Origin of the sequence: Stenotrophomonas sp. NPDC077420, from assembly GCF_044543385.1 — a bacterium.
In the GTDB taxonomy this organism is placed as follows: Bacteria; Pseudomonadota; Gammaproteobacteria; order Xanthomonadales; family Xanthomonadaceae; genus Stenotrophomonas.
Genome location: NZ_JBITVZ010000023.1, coordinates 48,372 through 65,121 on the forward strand (window position 1 = coordinate 48,372; position 16,750 = coordinate 65,121).

14 protein-coding genes and 2 pseudogenes are annotated in these 16,750 nt (G+C 66.7%); 11 read left to right on the top strand and 5 right to left on the bottom strand.

The window, feature by feature from the left end; genetic code table 11:
- Positions 1-88 precede the first annotated feature (88 nt).
- From ACIGII_RS17905 to ACIGII_RS17920, 4 genes are all read left to right on the top strand, one after another.
- Positions 89-1,396, top strand: a complete 1,308-nt coding sequence (locus tag ACIGII_RS17905) for a putative DNA modification/repair radical SAM protein (protein WP_399640750.1) — start codon at positions 89-91, stop codon at positions 1,394-1,396.
- Entirely contained in the window at positions 1,393-2,856 is a 1,464-nt protein-coding gene (locus tag ACIGII_RS17910) for a UdgX family uracil-DNA binding protein (protein ID WP_399640752.1), read from the top strand. Before ACIGII_RS17905 ends, ACIGII_RS17910 begins: the two co-directional genes overlap by 4 nt.
- 249 nt (positions 2,857-3,105) lie before the next feature.
- Complete coding sequence (locus tag ACIGII_RS17915) at positions 3,106-3,249, top strand: hypothetical protein (protein WP_217535702.1); 144 nt, start codon at positions 3,106-3,108, stop codon at positions 3,247-3,249.
- A complete protein-coding gene (locus ACIGII_RS17920; RefSeq protein ID WP_399640755.1) occupies positions 3,246-3,944 on the top strand; it encodes a hypothetical protein in 699 nt (232 codons plus the stop codon). Before ACIGII_RS17915 ends, ACIGII_RS17920 begins: the two co-directional genes overlap by 4 nt.
- Positions 3,945-4,011: 67 nt before the next feature.
- Here ACIGII_RS17920 and ACIGII_RS17925 read toward each other — a convergent pair whose 3' ends face one another.
- Together ACIGII_RS17925 and glmS are read right to left on the bottom strand one after the other, a co-directional pair.
- A complete protein-coding gene (locus ACIGII_RS17925; RefSeq protein ID WP_095362998.1) occupies positions 4,012-4,443 on the bottom strand; it encodes a CBS domain-containing protein in 432 nt (143 codons plus the stop codon).
- Positions 4,444-4,689: 246 nt separating this feature from the next.
- Entirely contained in the window at positions 4,690-6,531 is a 1,842-nt protein-coding gene (gene glmS, locus ACIGII_RS17930) for a glutamine--fructose-6-phosphate transaminase (isomerizing) (protein ID WP_399640759.1), read from the bottom strand.
- Positions 6,532-6,734: 203 nt separating this feature from the next.
- Here glmS and ACIGII_RS17935 point away from each other — a divergent pair, with 203 nt between their 5' ends.
- The 7 genes and pseudogenes from ACIGII_RS17935 to ACIGII_RS17965 all read left to right on the top strand — a co-directional run bounded on the left by ACIGII_RS17935 (position 6,735) and on the right by ACIGII_RS17965 (position 14,489).
- Positions 6,735-8,003 (top strand): efflux RND transporter periplasmic adaptor subunit, encoded by a 1,269-nt coding sequence (locus ACIGII_RS17935; RefSeq protein ID WP_399657605.1) that lies wholly within the window; start codon positions 6,735-6,737, stop codon positions 8,001-8,003.
- Positions 8,004-8,033: 30 nt separating this feature from the next.
- Complete coding sequence (locus tag ACIGII_RS17940) at positions 8,034-8,753, top strand: ABC transporter ATP-binding protein (RefSeq protein ID WP_145479125.1); 720 nt, start codon at positions 8,034-8,036, stop codon at positions 8,751-8,753.
- 10 nt (positions 8,754-8,763) lie between these two features.
- The gene (locus tag ACIGII_RS17945) at positions 8,764-10,065 is read left to right on the top strand and encodes an ABC transporter permease (RefSeq protein WP_399640765.1); all 1,302 of its coding nucleotides are present in this window, start codon (positions 8,764-8,766) and stop codon (positions 10,063-10,065) included.
- Positions 10,066-10,081: 16 nt separating this feature from the next.
- Positions 10,082-11,302, top strand: coding sequence for an ABC transporter permease (locus ACIGII_RS17950; RefSeq protein ID WP_399640768.1), 1,221 nt, complete (start codon positions 10,082-10,084; stop codon positions 11,300-11,302).
- A gap of 1 nt (position 11,303) precedes the next feature.
- The gene (locus tag ACIGII_RS17955) at positions 11,304-11,714 is read left to right on the top strand and encodes a PDZ domain-containing protein (protein ID WP_399640770.1); all 411 of its coding nucleotides are present in this window, start codon (positions 11,304-11,306) and stop codon (positions 11,712-11,714) included.
- Between the two features lie 79 nt (positions 11,715-11,793).
- Positions 11,794-13,137 (top strand): annotated as a pseudogene (locus ACIGII_RS17960) (sigma-54-dependent transcriptional regulator).
- A complete protein-coding gene (locus tag ACIGII_RS17965) occupies positions 13,134-14,489 on the top strand; it encodes a sensor histidine kinase (protein ID WP_399640775.1) in 1,356 nt (451 codons plus the stop codon). Before ACIGII_RS17960 ends, ACIGII_RS17965 begins: the two are co-directional and overlap by 4 nt.
- 73 nt (positions 14,490-14,562) lie before the next feature.
- Here the strand turns inward: ACIGII_RS17965 and glmU are convergent, their stop codons facing one another.
- The 3 genes and pseudogenes from glmU to ACIGII_RS17980 all read right to left on the bottom strand — a co-directional run.
- On the bottom strand, positions 14,563-15,927 hold the full coding sequence (gene glmU / locus ACIGII_RS17970; RefSeq protein ID WP_399640778.1) for a bifunctional UDP-N-acetylglucosamine diphosphorylase/glucosamine-1-phosphate N-acetyltransferase GlmU: 1,365 nt from the start codon (positions 15,925-15,927) through the stop codon (positions 14,563-14,565).
- A gap of 142 nt (positions 15,928-16,069) precedes the next feature.
- A complete protein-coding gene (locus ACIGII_RS17975; RefSeq protein ID WP_145479118.1) occupies positions 16,070-16,492 on the bottom strand; it encodes a F0F1 ATP synthase subunit epsilon in 423 nt (140 codons plus the stop codon).
- A gap of 2 nt (positions 16,493-16,494) precedes the next feature.
- Positions 16,495-16,750 (bottom strand): annotated as a pseudogene (locus ACIGII_RS17980) (F0F1 ATP synthase subunit beta); the annotation flags it as partial.

Below are 16,750 nucleotides of genomic sequence, written 5' to 3' on the forward strand. Positions count from 1 at the left end.
CGTGGCTGGCCCCCACCGTCCCTGAACCCTTCAGCCACCCCCCATCCCAGTCTCACAACGTGAGATTGATCCCCCCTACCGTTCCTCCATGGAAACCATCCGCAAGCTGGCGATCCTGGCCGATGCCGCCAAATACGACGCCTCCTGCGCCTCCAGCGGAGCGGGCAAGCGCGATTCGCGTGCCTCCGGCGGCATCGGCAGCACCGAGGGCGCCGGCATCTGCCACAGCTATACCCCGGATGGCCGCTGCGTCTCGCTGCTGAAGATCCTGCTGACCAACTTCTGCATCTACGACTGCGCGTACTGCGTGAACCGCGTCTCCAGCAACGTGCCGCGCGCGCGCTTCAGCGTGGCCGAAGTGGTGGCGCTGACCATGGACTTCTACAAGCGCAACTACATCGAAGGCCTGTTCCTCTCCAGCGGCATCATCCGCAATGCCGACTACACCATGGAGCAGATGGTGGAAGTGGCGCGCCAGCTGCGCGAGGACCATCGCTTCTCCGGCTACATCCACCTCAAGACCATTCCCGAGGCCTCGCCGGAACTGCTGGCCGCCGCAGGGCGCCATGCCGACCGCCTGTCGATCAACATCGAGCTGCCCACCGAAGAAGGCCTGTCCAGTTTCGCCCCGGAAAAATCCCTGCCGTCCATCCGCGGTGCGATGGGCGAGCTGCGCTGGCGGATCGAGGAGGCCAAGGAAGCCAAGGCGGCCAGCGAGGCCAAACCTACCCCGGTCGCGGCACCCGCCCCTGCCGCGCCCGCCAGACGTACCGGCCGCGCCCGCGCCCCACGCTTCGCACCGGCTGGGCAGAGTACCCAGATGATCGTCGGTGCCGACGGCGCCAGCGACCAGCAGATCCTGGGGGCCGCCGACAACCTGTACGGCAACTACCGCATGCGCCGGGTGTACTACTCCGCCTTCAGCCCGATCCCCGACGCCAGCCGCCTGCTGCCGGTACAGGCACCGCCGCTGGCGCGCGAACACCGGCTGTACCAGGCCGACTGGCTGCTGCGCTTCTATGGCTACGGGGTGGATGAAATCACCGATACCACGCAGAACGGCATGCTCGACCTGGACATCGACCCGAAGCTGGCCTGGGCCATCCGCCACCCCGAACGCTTCCCGGTCGATCTCAACATTGCCTCCAAGGAAATGCTGCTGCGCGTGCCGGGGTTGGGTGTGCGCAACGTCAAACGCGTGCTGATGGCACGCCGCCATGGTCGCCTGCGCGTGGCCGACGTGGCCCGCCTGCGCGCACCGATGAGCAAGCTGCTGCCGTTCGTGCAGCTGGCCGACCATCATCCGCGTCGCGCGCTGGATGACCCCACCGCGCTGCGCGCGCGGCTGGCACCACCACCGCGCCAGGCCTCGCTGTTCCCCGACGCCGCCGCATGACCCGGTGGAGTGTGCGGCTCGACCCGTCGTGGTCGGTGCAGTCCTGGCGTGAGGCCGCGCGGCGGGCGCTGCAGCACTGCGTCGCGCCGGCGCAGCTGGACTGGCTGCAGGACGGTGAAGGGTCGCTGCTGGATGCGCCTGCGCTCGCCACCCTGTCGGCCCCTGACGTTGAGCGCACCACCATTGCGGTGCCGAAGGCGTTCCTCGAACTGGCCGCCACCTGCCTGTGCCACCGCGACCCGCAGCGACACTTCCTGCTGTACCGCATGCTGTGGCGGATCACCCACGGCGAGCGCGGCCTGCTCACCAACCCGGCCGATCCGGACGTACTGCGGGCGATGGCCCTGGCCCAGGCGGTGCGCCGCGACAGCCACAAGATGAAAGCCTTCGTGCGTTTCCGCGAGGTCCCGGGCGAAGAGGATGCCTTCATCGCCTGGTTCGAGCCCGACCACTTCATCGTGGAGCGGGTCGCGCCGTTCTTCGCGCGCCGCTTTGCGGGCATGCGCTGGGCGATCCTCACGCCGTATCGCAGCGCGCGCTGGGACGGACAGGAACTGGCGTTCGGACCCGGCAGCAAGCAGGCAGACGCACCGGTGGAAGATGCCCGCGAAGAGCTGTGGCGCACCTACTACGCCAACATCTTCAATCCTGCCCGCCTGAACACCCGGATGATGCAGCAGGAAATGCCGGCCAAATACTGGAAGCACCTGCCGGAGGCGAGCCTGCTGCCTACGCTGGTGCGTGACGCAGGCGACCGCGTGCAGGAAATGCACGACCGCCAGGCGCAGGCGCCGCAGCGGCGGATTCCCGAGCAGCACATTCCCGTGCGCGGCCCGGCCACCGCCACCGGCGACTCCCTCGACGAACTGCGGACAGCGGCCGCCGGCTGCCGCCGCTGCCCGCTCTGGGAGCCGGCCACGCAGACCGTGTTCGGCGAGGGCCCGCAGGATGCGCAGGTCATGGTGGTCGGCGAACAGCCGGGCGACAGCGAAGACCTCAGTGGACATCCGTTTGTCGGCCCGGCCGGGCAGTTGTTGAACCGTGCGCTGCAGGAGCTGGGCATCGACCGCAGCACGTTGTACCTGACCAACGCGGTGAAGCACTTCCGCTACGAGCGGCGCGGCAAGAAGCGCATCCATTCCAAACCTCAGGTCACTCATATCAACGCGTGCCGGCCATGGCTGCTGGCGGAAATCGAACAGGTGCATCCGAAGGTGATCGTATGCCTGGGTGCCAGCGCCGCACGGGCGGTGTTCGGCAGCGACTTCCAACTCGGGCGTGACCGTGGCCGATGGCACACCCTGGAGGACGGCACGCGCGGTTTCGCTACGGTCCACCCGTCATGGGTGCTGCGGCAAGCCGCGGGACAAGCGCAGGGGGATGCGTATCGCCTGTTGCTCAGCGACCTGGCGAACCTTGCAGATTACGTTTCGACCAACTCATCCGGCGACTTAAGGTAGGTCGAAACACCCGAGGTTGCCGTTCGCGACAAGGGGCAGGGGCGAATGCGCAACGCTCCTGGAATGATTGAAATACGCTTTTTGTGCGTTTTTCCGGCTCCTTCCCTGGTTCGACATTCTCATCCTTGGCAGGCTGATGAAGCGCTTGTGAGGTACCACGCTGCGCGAAGGTATGCTGCGTCCATGGCTACTTCAAAATCCAGTCCGCAGTCATTCGCTGTGCAAAGGGTCGAAAGCAGACGTGTCCGGATGACCGCTGCGGACCTGCTCACCTTGAGCGATGAGGAAAGGATTCGCCGAATCTATGACATGACGCCGGAGCAGGCGGAGGCGATCATACGCAAGTCGGGGATATTGACCGCTTCCGGGAAGCTGAAGCGCGGCTACCGATGAACGATGGACATCTTCAGATCGGTTATCACGGCTGCGATGTCACTGTAAGAGACGGGCTGGTTTCCGGACGACTGTCGCCTGCGCCCAGTGGCAATCAGTACGATTGGCTTGGCCCAGGCTTCTACCTTTTCGAAGGCGATGAAGAAAGGGCGATGGCCTTCGCCGAAGCAGCGGCCAGCCAACCGCAGCGCAGGCTGACTGCCAGGCCCATTGCGACACCTGCCGTCGTCGGCTGCGTCTTCAGCGTTCACCGATGCCTCGATATGACCACCAGGGCCGGCCGCCTGGAGTTCGAAAATGCGTACCTGAACTTTCAGGCAGGCTACCTTCGCATTGGGCAGTCACTACCACTGAATGTCCCGGTGGATGCACGTGACGAAGAGATCCTCCTGCGCGGGCTGGATAGAGCAGTGATCCAATTCATACACTCAAGCCGGGAAGACGTAGCCGGGCTCGAGCAATTCCAGGCCGTGCGGGGTGCGTTCCGGCAAGGCCCCGAGATCGCACCGAATTCCGGTTTTCACAGGGATAGCCATGTGCAGATTGCCTTGAGGGACACCGGCTGCATCAAGGGCTGGTTTCTTCCGCCGGGTACGACCCAGCTATCGCCAACCGAACTCATCAAGGCGCAAACCACCTTGCGTCTGTTGAGGGAGAGAACCGCCAAGTCCCGACAGCGCCTGGAATCCAGGTAGACGATGGCGCGGGGGGCTCTGCCCCGCTTTCCTTCAGCGGGGCAGAGCCCCGCTCTACGTCATGCCATCAGTGCGCGGCCATGTAGATGTCCTGAAGCACCGCCTTCTCCAGCTCCAGCTCGCTGAGCAGGTTCTTGACGATGTCACCCAGGCTCAGGATGCCCACCAGCTTGCTGCCTTCGGTCACCATCAGGTGGCGGTGGCGCGAGTAGGTCATCAGCGCCATGGCCTGCTTCAGGGTCGCCTCGGGGGCGATGCCTTCCAGACCGGCCGAGGGAAGCGTGGCGATGACCCGGCGACCTGCCTGCGGGCCGTCGTCGGCCAGGCTGCGCACGATGTCTTTCTCGGAGATGATCCGGACCGGCACATCATCCTTCATCACCACCAGCGCGGCGATCTTGTGCGCGCTCATCTTGTGGGCGGCGGCGCCGATCGTGTCTTCGACGTCGATGGTGACAACGGAGTCTTTCTTGGATTGCAGAAGTTCGCGGACGTTCATTCTTTTTCCTGTTGCAGACTGGGTGAAGCCACACGCCTTGCGTGGTGGGACCGATTGACGCAGCCAGCGGCTGACACCCCGAGAATGGCATTTCGACTAGAACCGACGCTGAATGTCGCAGGCGGACTCGACTAAAGTTTTCCCGACGCCAGAAACGGCAAAGGGCGGCCCTGCCTGGCCGCCCCTTTTCGTTGAAGCGTGCCCACCCACGGTGGGCACCTACCCTGGATCGACCAGGCTCGCTCGTTACTCCACCGTCACGCTCTTGGCCAGGTTGCGCGGCTTGTCCACGTCGGTGCCGCGCGCCAACGCGGTGTGGTACGCCAGCAGCTGCACCGGGATGGTGTGTACCACCGGACTGAGCACGCCGGCGTGGCGCGGGGTGCGGATGACGTGCACGCCTTCGGATTCGACGAAGTTGCTGTCCTGGTCGGCGAACACGAACAACTCGCCACCGCGCGCACGCACTTCCTGCATGTTGGACTTCACCTTCTCCAGCAGGCTGTCGTTGGGCGCGATCACCACCACCGGCATGTCCTCATCCACCAGCGCCAGCGGGCCGTGCTTGAGCTCGCCGGCCGGGTAGGCTTCGGCGTGGATGTAGGTGATTTCCTTCAGCTTGAGCGCGCCTTCCAGCGCGATCGGATAATGCAGGCCACGGCCCAGGAACAGTGCACTGTTCTTGCGCGCGAAACGCTCGGCCCAGATCGCGATCTGCGGTTCCATGTTCAGCGCATGCTGCACGCTGCCCGGGAGGAAGCGCAGCTGCTCCAGATACTCGGCTTCCTGCGCGGCGTCGACGCACCCGTGCAGCTTGCCCAGCACCACGGTCAGCTGGAACAGCGCGGCCAGCTGGGTGGTGAAGGCCTTGGTCGAGGCCACGCCGATCTCGGCGCCGGCGCGGGTGTAGCAGACCAGTTCGCTGGCGCGCGGGATGGCGCTCTCGGGCACGTTGCAGATCGACAGGGTGTGCAGATGGCCCAGCGACTTGGCGTACTTCAGCGCCTCCATCGTATCCAGCGTTTCGCCCGACTGGGAGATGGTGACGATCAGATGCTTTGGATTGGCGTACGCAGCGCGGTAGCGGTATTCACTAGCGATTTCCACACTGCACGGCAGGCCGGCGATGGACTCGATCCAGTAACGCGCGATCAGGCCGGCATAGTAACTGGTGCCGCAGGCCAGGATCTGCACGCCTTCGATGCCCGACAGCACCGCTTCGGCGTTCTTGCCGAACAGCTCGGCCGGGAAGCCACCGGCGTCGATCGCCGCTTCGATGGTGTCGCCGAGTGCGCGCGGCTGTTCGTGGATTTCCTTCTGCATGAAGTGGCGGTACGGGCCCAGCTCCAGCGAGGCCAGCGACACGTCGGACTGGTGCACGCCACGGTCCACCGGCAGGTTGTGTTCGTCATACACCTGCACGCCGTCGCGACGAACGTCGGCGGTGTCGCCCTCTTCCAGGAAAATGACGTTGCGGGTGGAGGAGATCACGGCCGACACGTCGGAGGCGACGAAGTTCTCGCCCTCCCCCAGCCCCACCAGCAGCGGGCAACCCATGCGCGCGCAGACGAAGTGGTCCGGCTCGGCGCGGCTCATCACCGCCAGCGCGTAGGCACCGGTCAGCTCCTTGACCGTGCGCTGCAGCGCCGAGAGCAGGCTGTCGCCGTTCTTCAGGTTGTGGTGCATCAGGTGCGCGATGACTTCGGTGTCGGTCTGCGACTCGAAGACGTACCCCAACGCGCGCAGGCGTTCGCGCTGCTCTTCGTGGTTCTCGATGATGCCGTTGTGCACCAGGGCCACGCCGTGACTGGTGTGCGGGTGGGCATTGGCTTCGGTCACGCCGCCATGGGTGGCCCAGCGGGTGTGGCCGATGCCCAGCCTGGCGTCGAAGCCTTCGGCCGCAGCAGCTTTTTCCATCTCCGCTACCCGGCCGGTGCGGCGAACGCGGCGCACGTCGGGCTGCGCCTGGGTCTGGTCCAGCACCGCGATGCCGGAGGAGTCATAGCCCCGGTATTCCAGCCGCTTCAGTCCTTCGATGAGCACCGGTACCACATCGCGATTCGCGATCGCCCCCACAATCCCGCACATAGATTCGAATCCCTGCTGTCGATGCGCCATTCTAGCGTGGGCCGCGCTGCGGCCCTGCCGCTGTCCGCTTAACAAAAGTGTCCGGACCCGTGTCCGCGGACACCCGGACAGTCGGATCACATTCGCAAGTTATTGTTTTTAAATGGCTAAAACTTGGCACGCGGCGTGCTTGGTATATCGCAACCCAACCGCGACCGAGCCCGATGATCCGCGACACTTCCGCACAGGACCAGACCTTCTCCACCCCGGCCACGGCGGCGCCGTGGAAGCGTTGGCTGTGGCCGGGCATCGCCGCGCTGGTGGTGCTGCTGACGATCGGCTTTGCCGCCCGCGCCTGGCTGGGCGCCAGCCGGTCCTTCGACAGCGCGCGGGTGCGCATTGCCGAGGTCAAGCAGGGCGACCTGGTCCGCGACCTGGCCGCCGACGGCAAGGTGATCGCCGCCAACAGCCCCGTGCTGTACGCGATCTCCGCCGGTACCGTGGACCTGAAGGTGGTCGCCGGTGACGTGGTCAAGAAAGGCCAGGAACTGGCGGTGATCGACAGCCCGGAGCTGCGCAGCAAGCTGGCCCAGGAGCGCGCCACCCTGGCCGGCCTGGAAGCCGAAGCCAGCCGCTCCCTGCTTGACGCCACCCTGGCCCGTGCCAAGGCCAGCAAGGACACCGACCAGGCCAACATCGAACGCCAGGCCGCCGAGCGCGACCTGCAGCGCTACCAGCGTGGGTACGACGGCGGTGCGGTGCCGCAGATCGACCTGGCCAAGGCCAACGACACCCTGAAGAAGGCCGACATCTCGCTGGCCAACGCCCGGACCGACGCCCGCCTGCAGGGCCAGGGCGCCGACCTGGACGCGCGCAACAAGCGCCTGCTGGCCGACCGCCAGCGCGCGGTGGTGGACGAGGTGCAGCGCCAGGTGGATGCCCTGACCCTGCGCGCGCCGTTCGACGGCCAGGTGGGCCAGGTGCAGGCGACCCAGCACACCCAGGTGGCGGCCAATGCGCCGATCCTGGGCGTGGTCGACCTGTCGCGCTTCGAGATCGAGATCAAGGTGCCGGAAAGCTTCGCCCGTGACCTGTCGATCGGCATTCCGGCCCAGCTCACCAGCGGCAGCGGCCAGCCGTTCCCCGGCGAAATCAGCGCGGTCTCCCCGGAAGTGGTGGCCGGCGAGGTCAACGCCCGCATCCGCTTCACCGACAAGCAGCCGCAGGGCCTGCGCCAGAGCCAGCGCATGCAGGCCCGGGTGGTGCTCGATACCCGCCGCAACGTGATCAAGGTCGAACGCGGCCCGTTCGTCGAACAAGGCAACGGCCAGGCCTACGTCATGGATGGCGACGTCGCCATCCGCCGCCCGGTCCGCCTGGGCGTGAGCAGCCTGGGCGAAGTGGAAATCCTTTCCGGCCTGCAACCCGGCGACCGCGTCGTGGTGTCCGGCAGCGATCTGTTCGGCGATGCCGAGCGCGTGTCCGTCAACTGATCCACCCTACCCATACAGAGGAATACAGCCATGCTTGAGATGCGCTCGGTCGCCAAGGTGTTCCGCACCGAACAGGTGGAAACCCATGCCCTGCGGTCGCTGGACCTGCACGTTCGCGAAGGCGAATTCGTCGCCGTGACCGGCCCGTCCGGTTCGGGCAAGACCACCTTCCTGAACATCGCCGGCCTGCTGGAAACCTTCACCAGCGGCACCTACCTGCTCGACGGCCAGGACGTGAGCAAGCTGGGCGATGACGCGCGCAGCAAGCTGCGCAACCAGAAGATCGGCTTCATCTTCCAGGGCTTCAACCTGATCTCCGACCTGAACCTGTTCGACAACGTCGACGTGCCGCTGCGCTACCGCGGCATGGCCGCGTCCGAGCGCAGGCAGCGCATCGAGCACGCGCTGCAGCAGGTCGGCCTGGGCTCGCGCATGAAGCACTACCCGTCCGAACTGTCCGGCGGCCAGCAGCAGCGCGCCGCCATCGCGCGTGCGCTGGCCGGCAGCCCCCGCCTGCTGCTGGCCGACGAACCGACCGGCAACCTGGACAGCCAGATGGCGCGCGGGGTGATGGAGCTGCTGGAAGAGATCAACGCCGCCGGCACCACCATCGTCATGGTCACCCACGACCCGGAACTGGCCGCGCGCGCCCAGCGCAACGTGCACATCGTCGATGGCCAGGCCACCGACCTGGTGCGCGAACCGGTGCTGGCCACCCCGCGCGTTGCGCTTGCCACCGTCAACGACTGAGGCCGCCTCCATGCTCGCCTACTACTTCCGACTGGCCCTGCGCAGCTTCCGGCGCAACAAGGTACTGACCGCACTGATGGTGATCGCCATCGCGCTGGGCATCGGCGCCTCGATGACCACGCTCACCGTGTTCCACGTGCTTTCCGGTGACCCGATCCCACAGAAGAGCGACCGCCTGTTCAACGTGCAGGTCGACCCGCGCCCGATGATCGGCTACCAGCCGAGCGAAGAGCCCGAAGAGCAGGTCACCCGCTACGACGGTGAAACCCTGCTGCGCGAAAAGAAGGCCGTGCGCCAGGTCCTGATGACCGGCGGTGGCGCCACCGTGGAGCCGGACAACAGTGCGCTGCGTCCGTTCACCATCGACGCGCGCTACACCTCGACCGACTTCTTCGCCATGTTCGACACGCCGTTCCAGTACGGCCAGGGCTGGAAGGCGGACCAGGACGAAGGACGTGGCCGTGTCGTGGTCATCTCCCGGAAGCTCAACGAAAAGCTGTTCGACGGCCAGAACAGCGTGGGCCGTCCGGTACGCCTGGATGGAAACACCTTCAACGTGGTCGGCGTGCTGGACGAGTGGAATCCCAACCCGCATTTCTACGACCTGGAAACCGGCCGCTACGGCGACAGCGAAGACGTCTACGTGCCCGTCTCCACCGCGCTGGATCTCAAGTTCGGCCGCAGCGGCAACATGAACTGCTGGGACAACGCCAACGGCGAAGAAACCTCGCTCAATGCCCCGTGCGTGTGGATGCAGTACTGGGTCGAGCTGGCCTCGCCGTCGGACGCGGCCGACTACCGCGCGTACCTGGAAAACTACTCGGCCCAGCAGAAGGCGGCCGGTCGCTTCCAGCGTCCGTCGAACGTACGCCTGCGCAACGTGATGGAGTGGCTGGACTTCAAGCAGGTGGTGCCCAGCGACGTACGCCTGCAGCTGTGGCTCGCACTGGGCTTCCTGGCGGTGTGCCTGATCAACACGGTGGGCCTGCTGTTGGCCAAGTTCCTGCGCCGCAGCGGCGAGATCGGCGTACGCCGCGCCCTGGGCGCCAGCCGCGGGCAGATCTTCCTGCAATCGCTGGTGGAAGCGGGCACCGTCGGCCTGGCCGGTGGCGTGCTCGGCCTGGGCCTGGCCCTGCTGGGCCTGTATGCCGTGCGCCAGCAGCCGGTGGACTACGCCACGCTGGCCACGCTGGACGGCAGGATGCTGCTGCTCACCTTCGGCCTGACCCTGGCCGCCAGCCTGCTGGCCGGTTTCCTGCCGGCGCTGCGCGCCATGCAGGTCACCCCCGCCATCCAACTCAAATCGCAGTAAGGATCCGGAGCACATCATGGATATCCGTCCCATCCTGACCACGCTGCGCCGGCACAAGACCGCCGCTGCGCTCATCGTGCTGGAGATCGCGCTGACGTGCGCGATCGTCTGCAACGCGCTGTTCCTGATCGGCCAGCGCCTGGAGAAAATCAACCAGCCCAGCGGCATCGCCGAGCAGGAGCTGCTGGAAGTGCGCCTGGGCGGCATCGGCACCCAGGTCAACGCCACCGCACGCACCCGCGAAGACCTGGCCGCGCTGCGCGCCCTGCCCGGGGTGAAGAACGCGGTGCCGATCAACCAGCTGCCGTTCCGGCGCAATTCCTGGAACACCAGCCTGTCGCTGATCCCCGACCAGGAACGACCGAACTTCAACGCAGCGCAGTACTTCGCCAGCGAAGGCACGCTGGACACCATGGGCCTGCAGCTGATCGCCGGCCGCGACTTCGAGGGCGACGAATTCGCCAACCTCGAAGACGTGGAAAAGGACGCCACCATCGAACAGCGCGGTTCGGCGGTGATCCTGAGCAGCAAGGCGGCCAACAAGCTGTTCCCCGACGGCCAGGCGGTGGGCAGGACCGTCTACAGCGGCCGCATGCCGCTGCGCATCGTCGGCGTGGTGAAGGAGCTGGCGCGGCCAGTGACGGTGGAGGCCGACACCGGCTATTCCATGATCCTGCCGGTGCGGGTGAACTATGACATGGGCCTGTACCTGATCCGGGTCACCGACCCCTCCCGTCGACAGGAAGTGCTCAACGCCGCCGTGGCTGCGCTGGAAAAGGTGGACACCAACCGCATGGTGCGCGGCAAGCTCACCTATGAAGAACAGCGCACCAAGTACTTCCAGAACGACCGCGCGATGGTCGGCCTGCTGATCACCGTGTGCGTCGCGCTGCTGGTGGTGACCGCGCTGGGCATTGTCGGCCTGGCCAGCTTCTGGGTGCAGCAGCGTACCAAGCAGATCGGCATCCGCCGTGCGCTCGGCGCTACCCGCGGCCAGATCCTGCGCTACTTCCAGACCGAGAACTTCCTGCTGGCCACGGTCGGCATCGTGCTGGGCATGCTGCTGGCGTACTCCATCAACCTGTGGCTGATGAGTGCCTACGAGCTGCCGCGCATGCCGATCGCTTACCTGCCCATAGGCGCCATGCTGCTGTGGCTGCTGGGACAGGTGGCCGTTTTCGGGCCGGCGCATCGCGCCGCCGCCGTTCCTCCCGCCGTTGCCACCCGGAGTGCCTGACATGCCGACCACACCGCTTCGCATCGCCCTGCTTGGCCTGCTGCTGGCCTGCACCACCGCCTGCGCCGAAGGAAAGCGCACCGAATCCTCACGCATGGACTGGCGCCAGGATGGCGCCCACCTGACCGTGGAATCGGAACAGGGCGTGGTCACCATCACCGCCGCCTCGCCGGCCACGCGCTTTGGCGTGCAGGCCGGCGACCAGGTGCTGCGCGTGGATGGGGTGCCGGTGGAGCGCGTGGACAACCTCACCCGCACCCTCGGTGCCAGCGACAAGGCCAGCCTGCCGGTGACCGTGCGCCGCGCCGGCCGGGTCGAGGTGGTCAGCGTGCCCACTGCCGCGTGGCGCGCGGTGCAGGCCCCGGCCCCGCCCGCTCCGCCGTCGCCGCCGTCGCCGCCACGCCGGTCCTGACCGGTCCTGCCGGTCCCACCCTGCCGGTGGGGCCGGTGCTCGGGTACTCTCTGCCTACTTTCCGGTCTTCCGCTGCCGCATGCCCTCGATCCTGATCATTGACGACAACGCCAGCGTGGCCACCGCGTTGGAGGTGCTGTTCTCCCTGCACGACATCGAGGCCGTGCACGCACTGTCGCCGGAGGCGGGGTTGGCGGTGCTGGAGCAGCAGCCGGTCGACCTGGTGATCCAGGACATGAATTTCACCGAGGACACCACGTCCGGTGAGGAAGGCGAAGCCCTGTTCCAGCAGATCCGCGCGCGCCACCCCGACCTGCCGGTGATCCTGCTCACCGCCTGGACCCATCTGAGCAGCGCGGTGGACCTGGTCAAGGCCGGGGCCGCCGACTACCTCGCCAAACCCTGGGACGACCGCAAGCTGCTGACCACGGTCAACAACCTGCTGGAACTGTCCGAAGCCCGGAACGAACTGGACCGGCGTCGGGCGCGCGAACAACGCGACCGCACCGCGCTGGAAGCCCGTTACGACCTGCGCGGGGCGGTGGTGGCCGACCCGGCCAGCGAACGCGTGGTCAACCTGGCCTGCCAGGTCGCGCGTTCGGAGCTGCCGGTGCTGATCACCGGTCCCAACGGCGCGGGCAAGGAAAAAATCGCCGAGATCATCCAGGCCAATTCGCTGGTGGCCAAGGGTCCGTTCGTGGCGCTCAACTGCGGCGCCATTCCCGCCGAGCTGATCGAGGCCGAACTGTTCGGCAGCGAAGCCGGCGCCTACACCGGCGCCAACAAGGCGCGCGAGGGCAAGTTCGAGGCCGCCGACGGCGGCACGCTGTTCCTTGATGAGATCGGCAACCTGTCGCTGGGTGGCCAGATGAAGCTGCTGCGGGTGCTGGAAACGGGTCGCTTCGAACGACTGGGCTCCAACCGCGAGCGCCAGGTCAAGGTACGCGTGATCAGTGCGACCAACGCCGATCTGCCGGCGATGATCCGCGACGGGCAGTTCCGCGAAGACCTGTACTACCGCCTCAACACCGTCGAGCTGGCATTGCCGCCGCTGGCCGAACGCCCGGGCGACATCCTGCCGCTGGCCGAGCGCTTCCTCGGCGATGGCAAACCGCTGTCCAGCGCCGCGGCCACCGCGCTGCAGCGGCACGCATGGCCGGGTAACGTGCGTGAGCTGCGCAATGTAATCCAGCGCGCCGGCCTGCTCGCGTAGGGCGCGCGCATCGACGTGGCCGACCTGAACCTGCCGCGCGCGGCCACCGCACCCCGCGCGGTCGTGCCCGTTGCCGACCCCGACCGCAGCCGGATCGAGTCGGCGCTGTCGCACAGCCACGGGATCATTGCCCAGGCCGCGGCCGAACTCGGCCTGAGCCGGCAGGCGCTGTACCGGCGCATGGACCGCTACGGCATTCCGCGCGAATGAAGCGCACCTCGTTCACCTTCCGCCTGTTCCTGCGCCTGCTGCCGGTGCTGGCGCTGGCTGCGGCCGGTCCGTGGCTGCTCGCCTACTGGATGGACCAGGGCTGGCTGGTGACGCTGGTGTCCAGCGTGCTGCTGTTGGCCCTGATGTGGTGGACGCTGCGCCGTGCCACCGCGCCGGTGCGCTCGCTGCTGCGTGCGTTGGCGGGCACCACCAGCAGCTACCGCGATGGCGAATACAACTTCAGCGTGTATTGGCCGGGCAACGACGAGCTGGGCGATCTGGTGCAGGCGCATCGTGAACTGGGCGATGTACTGCGTGAGCAGCGCCAGGGCCTGGTGCAACGCGAGCTGCTGCTGGACACCATGGTGCAGAACACGCCGGTGTCGATGCTGCTGCTGGCCAATGGCGGCGACGGCGTGCAGCGCGTGGTGTTCTCCAACCTGGCCGCGCGCAAGCTGCTGCACAACGGCTGGAAGCTGGAAGGCCAGGCCATGCAGCACGTGCTGGGCACGATGCCGCTGGAACTGCGCGACGCGATCGAGCGCGGGGGCGACAGCCTGTTCGCGGTACGCGGCCCCGGCGACGACGCCGACGAGGGGGATGAGGACGACGAGCAGGTCTATCACCTGTCGCGGCGCAACTTCCACCTCAACGGCCGTCCACACGACCTGCTGCTGATCCGGCTGCTGACCGCCGAACTTCGCCGCCAGGAAGTGCAGACCTGGAAGAAGGTGATCCGGGTGATCAGCCATGAACTGAACAACTCGCTTGCCCCGATTGCCTCGCTGGCCCACTCCGGGGGGGAGCTGGTGCGCCGTGGCAGGACCGAGCGGCTGGACGAGGTGTTTTCCACCATCGAAGAGCGCTCGCGGCACCTGGAAGGATTCATCCGCGGGTACGCGCGCTTCGCCAAGTTGCCGCAGCCGCAGTTGCAGAACGTGCAGTGGAAGCAGTTCCTGACCGGGCTGCAGATGCAGATTCCGTTCCGCATGGCGGAGATTGCCGACGACGTGCAGGGCCGCGTGGACATCGCGCAGCTGGGCCAGGCGCTGCTGAACCTGCTCAAGAACGCGCATGAGGCGTGCAGCGAAGCCGAACCGTCCAACGACGATGTCGAACTGCGCCTGACCCGGTTGCCGCAGTGGCTGCGGATCGAGGTACTGGACCGCGGCAAGGGCATGAACGAGGCCGTGCTGCAGAACGCGCTGATGCCGTTCTATTCCACCAAGCGCAACGGCACCGGGCTGGGCCTGGCGTTGACCCGTGAGATCGTCGAAGCGCATGGCGGCCGCGTGTCGCTGCAGAACCGCCGGGAAGGCGGGTTGTGCGTGGCTGTTTTTCTGCCCGCGTAAAGCGTACCCACCAACGGTGGGTACCTACCGCAATGCGCAGCCGGGTAGGTGACGACCGTCGGTCGTCACCGGGTCACCGCTTGGTCGGGCGGTGCCAGCCATCAATGGTTTCCTGGCGCACGCGTGCCAGCGTCAACTTGCCTTCCGGCGCATTGCGGGTGATCACCGAACCGGCGGCGATGGTGGCCCCGTCGCCGATCGTCACCGGCGCCACCAGCGAACTGTTGGAACCGATGAACGCGTTGTCCCCGATGGTGGTCTGCGACTTGTTCACGCCATCGTAGTTGCAGGTAATGGTGCCGGCACCGATGTTGACCTTGCTGCCGATCACCGCATCCCCAAGGTAGGTCAGATGGTTGGCCTTGCTGCCGGTGCCCAGGCGCACCTTCTTGGTTTCCACGAAGTTGCCCACGTGGGTGCCGTCGGCCAGTACCGTGCCCGGGCGCAGGCGCGCGAACGGACCGATGTCGGCAGCCCCTTCGCTGACCACGCCGTCGAGGTCGCAATGCGGCTTGACCACCGTGCCCGCCGCCAGCTTCACGTCCTTGAGCCGGGTGAACGGTCCAATGCTGACGCCATCGCCCAGCTCCACGGTGCCTTCCAGGATCACATTGACGTCGATCTGCACGTCGCGGCCCACCGTCACCGTGCCGCGGATGTCCAGGCGTGCCGGATCGATCACGCGCGCGCCCTGCGTGCACAGCGCCCGCACCTCGCGCAGCTGCCACGCGCGTTCGAGCTGGGACAGCTGCCACGGGTCGTTGGCCCCTTCGGCTTCCTGCGCATCGGCGGCGAACGCCATGTCGGCCGGGGTGTAGTCAGCCGCCGCGGACGCGAACACGTCGGTCAGGTAGTACTCGCCCTGCGCATTGCTGTTGGACAGCTGCGAGAGCCAGGTACGCAGTGCGATGGCATCGGCGGTGATGATGCCGGTATTGATGGTGCGGATCGCCAGCTGTTCCTCGGTGGCATCCTTCTGCTCCACGATCGCGCCTACCTTGCCTTCGGCATTGCGGACGATGCGGCCATACCCGGTAGGATTGGGCAGCTCCGCCACCAGCACGGCCAGCCGACCGGGCTGGGACAGCAGGTGCTGCAGGGTATCGAGCCGGATCAGCGGCACATCGCCGTACAGCACCAGTACCCGGGCCGCATCCGGAACCTGCGGCATGGCCTGCTGCACCGCATGTCCGGTCCCCAGCTGCTCGCGCTGCTCGGCCCACTGCAGGTCGGGCTGATCGGCGAAGGCCGCGCGCACGGCCTCACCGCCGTGGCCGTACACCACGTGGATGGCCTCAGGCTGCAGCCGGCGCGCGGTGTCGATCACGTGCGCCAGCATCGGCCGGCCGGCAATTGGCTGCAGCACCTTGGGCAGGACCGACTTCATGCGCTTGCCAGCGCCGGCGGCGAGGATGATGACGTGCAGGGGGTGGGTCATGGGGATCAACGAAGCTGAAAGGTGTTGAATGCGATTCTATGCCGGACGCTGCCAACGTGCCGTCATTCCCAGCGCCCGGCGGGCGCGGAAACAACAACGCCGGCAGAAGCCGGCGTTGTTGGTGTGCAGCAGTAGCGGGATGTCAGTGCTTGAGGGTCTTGCGCAGGCGCTCCAGCGCCTGCAGCTGGACCACCGCCTCGGCCAGCTTCTGCTGGGCCTCGGCCACTTCCATGGCCTCGCCACGGTTGGCCAGGATCCGCTCGGCTTCTTCCTTGGCCTTGCGGACCGCGGATTCGTCGATGTCCTGGGCACGGATCGCGGTGTCGGCCAGCACGGTCACGACCTGCGGCTGCACCTCGAGGATGCCGCCGGAAATGGCGAAGTCCAGCTGCTCGCCATTCTGCAGGGTGACCACGACCTTGCCCGGCTTGAGCCGGGTGATCAGCGGGGCGTGCTTGGGCGCGATGCCCAGTTCGCCGAGTTCACCCGTAGCCACGACCAGAGTCGCTTCACCACGGAAGATTTCCTGCTCGGCGCTGACGATGTCGCAACGGATGGTGCTCATGATCAGGCCTTCTCAGCCATCTTCTTGGCCTTCTCGACCGCTTCTTCGATGCTGCCGACCATGTAGAACGCCTGCTCCGGCAGGTGGTCGTATTCGCCGTCGACGATGGCCTTGAAGCCGCGGATGGTGTCCTTCAGCGACACGTACTTGCCCGGCGAGCCGGTGAACACTTCGGCCACGTGGAACGGCTGGCTGAAGAAGCGCTCGATCTTGCGGGCGCGCGACACGGCCTGCTTGTCTTCCTCCGACAGTTCGTCG

Excerpts from the sequence above, each read along its gene's own strand:
- ACIGII_RS17905 (WP_399640750.1), top strand. The coding sequence starts at position 89 with ATGGAAACCATCCGCAAGCTGGCGATCCTGGCCGATGCCGCCAAATAC.
- ACIGII_RS17910 (WP_399640752.1), top strand. The coding sequence starts at position 1,393 with ATGACCCGGTGGAGTGTGCGGCTCGACCCGTCGTGGTCGGTGCAGTCC.
- ACIGII_RS17915 (WP_217535702.1), top strand. The coding sequence starts at position 3,106 with ATGACCGCTGCGGACCTGCTCACCTTGAGCGATGAGGAAAGGATTCGC.
- ACIGII_RS17920 (WP_399640755.1), top strand. The coding sequence starts at position 3,246 with ATGAACGATGGACATCTTCAGATCGGTTATCACGGCTGCGATGTCACT.
- ACIGII_RS17925 (WP_095362998.1), bottom strand. The coding sequence starts at position 4,443 with ATGAACGTCCGCGAACTTCTGCAATCCAAGAAAGACTCCGTTGTCACC.
- glmS (WP_399640759.1), bottom strand. The coding sequence starts at position 6,531 with ATGTGCGGGATTGTGGGGGCGATCGCGAATCGCGATGTGGTACCGGTG.
- ACIGII_RS17935 (WP_399657605.1), top strand. The coding sequence starts at position 6,735 with ATGATCCGCGACACTTCCGCACAGGACCAGACCTTCTCCACCCCGGCC.
- ACIGII_RS17940 (WP_145479125.1), top strand. The coding sequence starts at position 8,034 with ATGCTTGAGATGCGCTCGGTCGCCAAGGTGTTCCGCACCGAACAGGTG.
- ACIGII_RS17945 (WP_399640765.1), top strand. The coding sequence starts at position 8,764 with ATGCTCGCCTACTACTTCCGACTGGCCCTGCGCAGCTTCCGGCGCAAC.
- ACIGII_RS17950 (WP_399640768.1), top strand. The coding sequence starts at position 10,082 with ATGGATATCCGTCCCATCCTGACCACGCTGCGCCGGCACAAGACCGCC.
- ACIGII_RS17955 (WP_399640770.1), top strand. The coding sequence starts at position 11,304 with ATGCCGACCACACCGCTTCGCATCGCCCTGCTTGGCCTGCTGCTGGCC.
- ACIGII_RS17965 (WP_399640775.1), top strand. The coding sequence starts at position 13,134 with ATGAAGCGCACCTCGTTCACCTTCCGCCTGTTCCTGCGCCTGCTGCCG.
- glmU (WP_399640778.1), bottom strand. The coding sequence starts at position 15,927 with ATGACCCACCCCCTGCACGTCATCATCCTCGCCGCCGGCGCTGGCAAG.
- ACIGII_RS17975 (WP_145479118.1), bottom strand. The coding sequence starts at position 16,492 with ATGAGCACCATCCGTTGCGACATCGTCAGCGCCGAGCAGGAAATCTTC.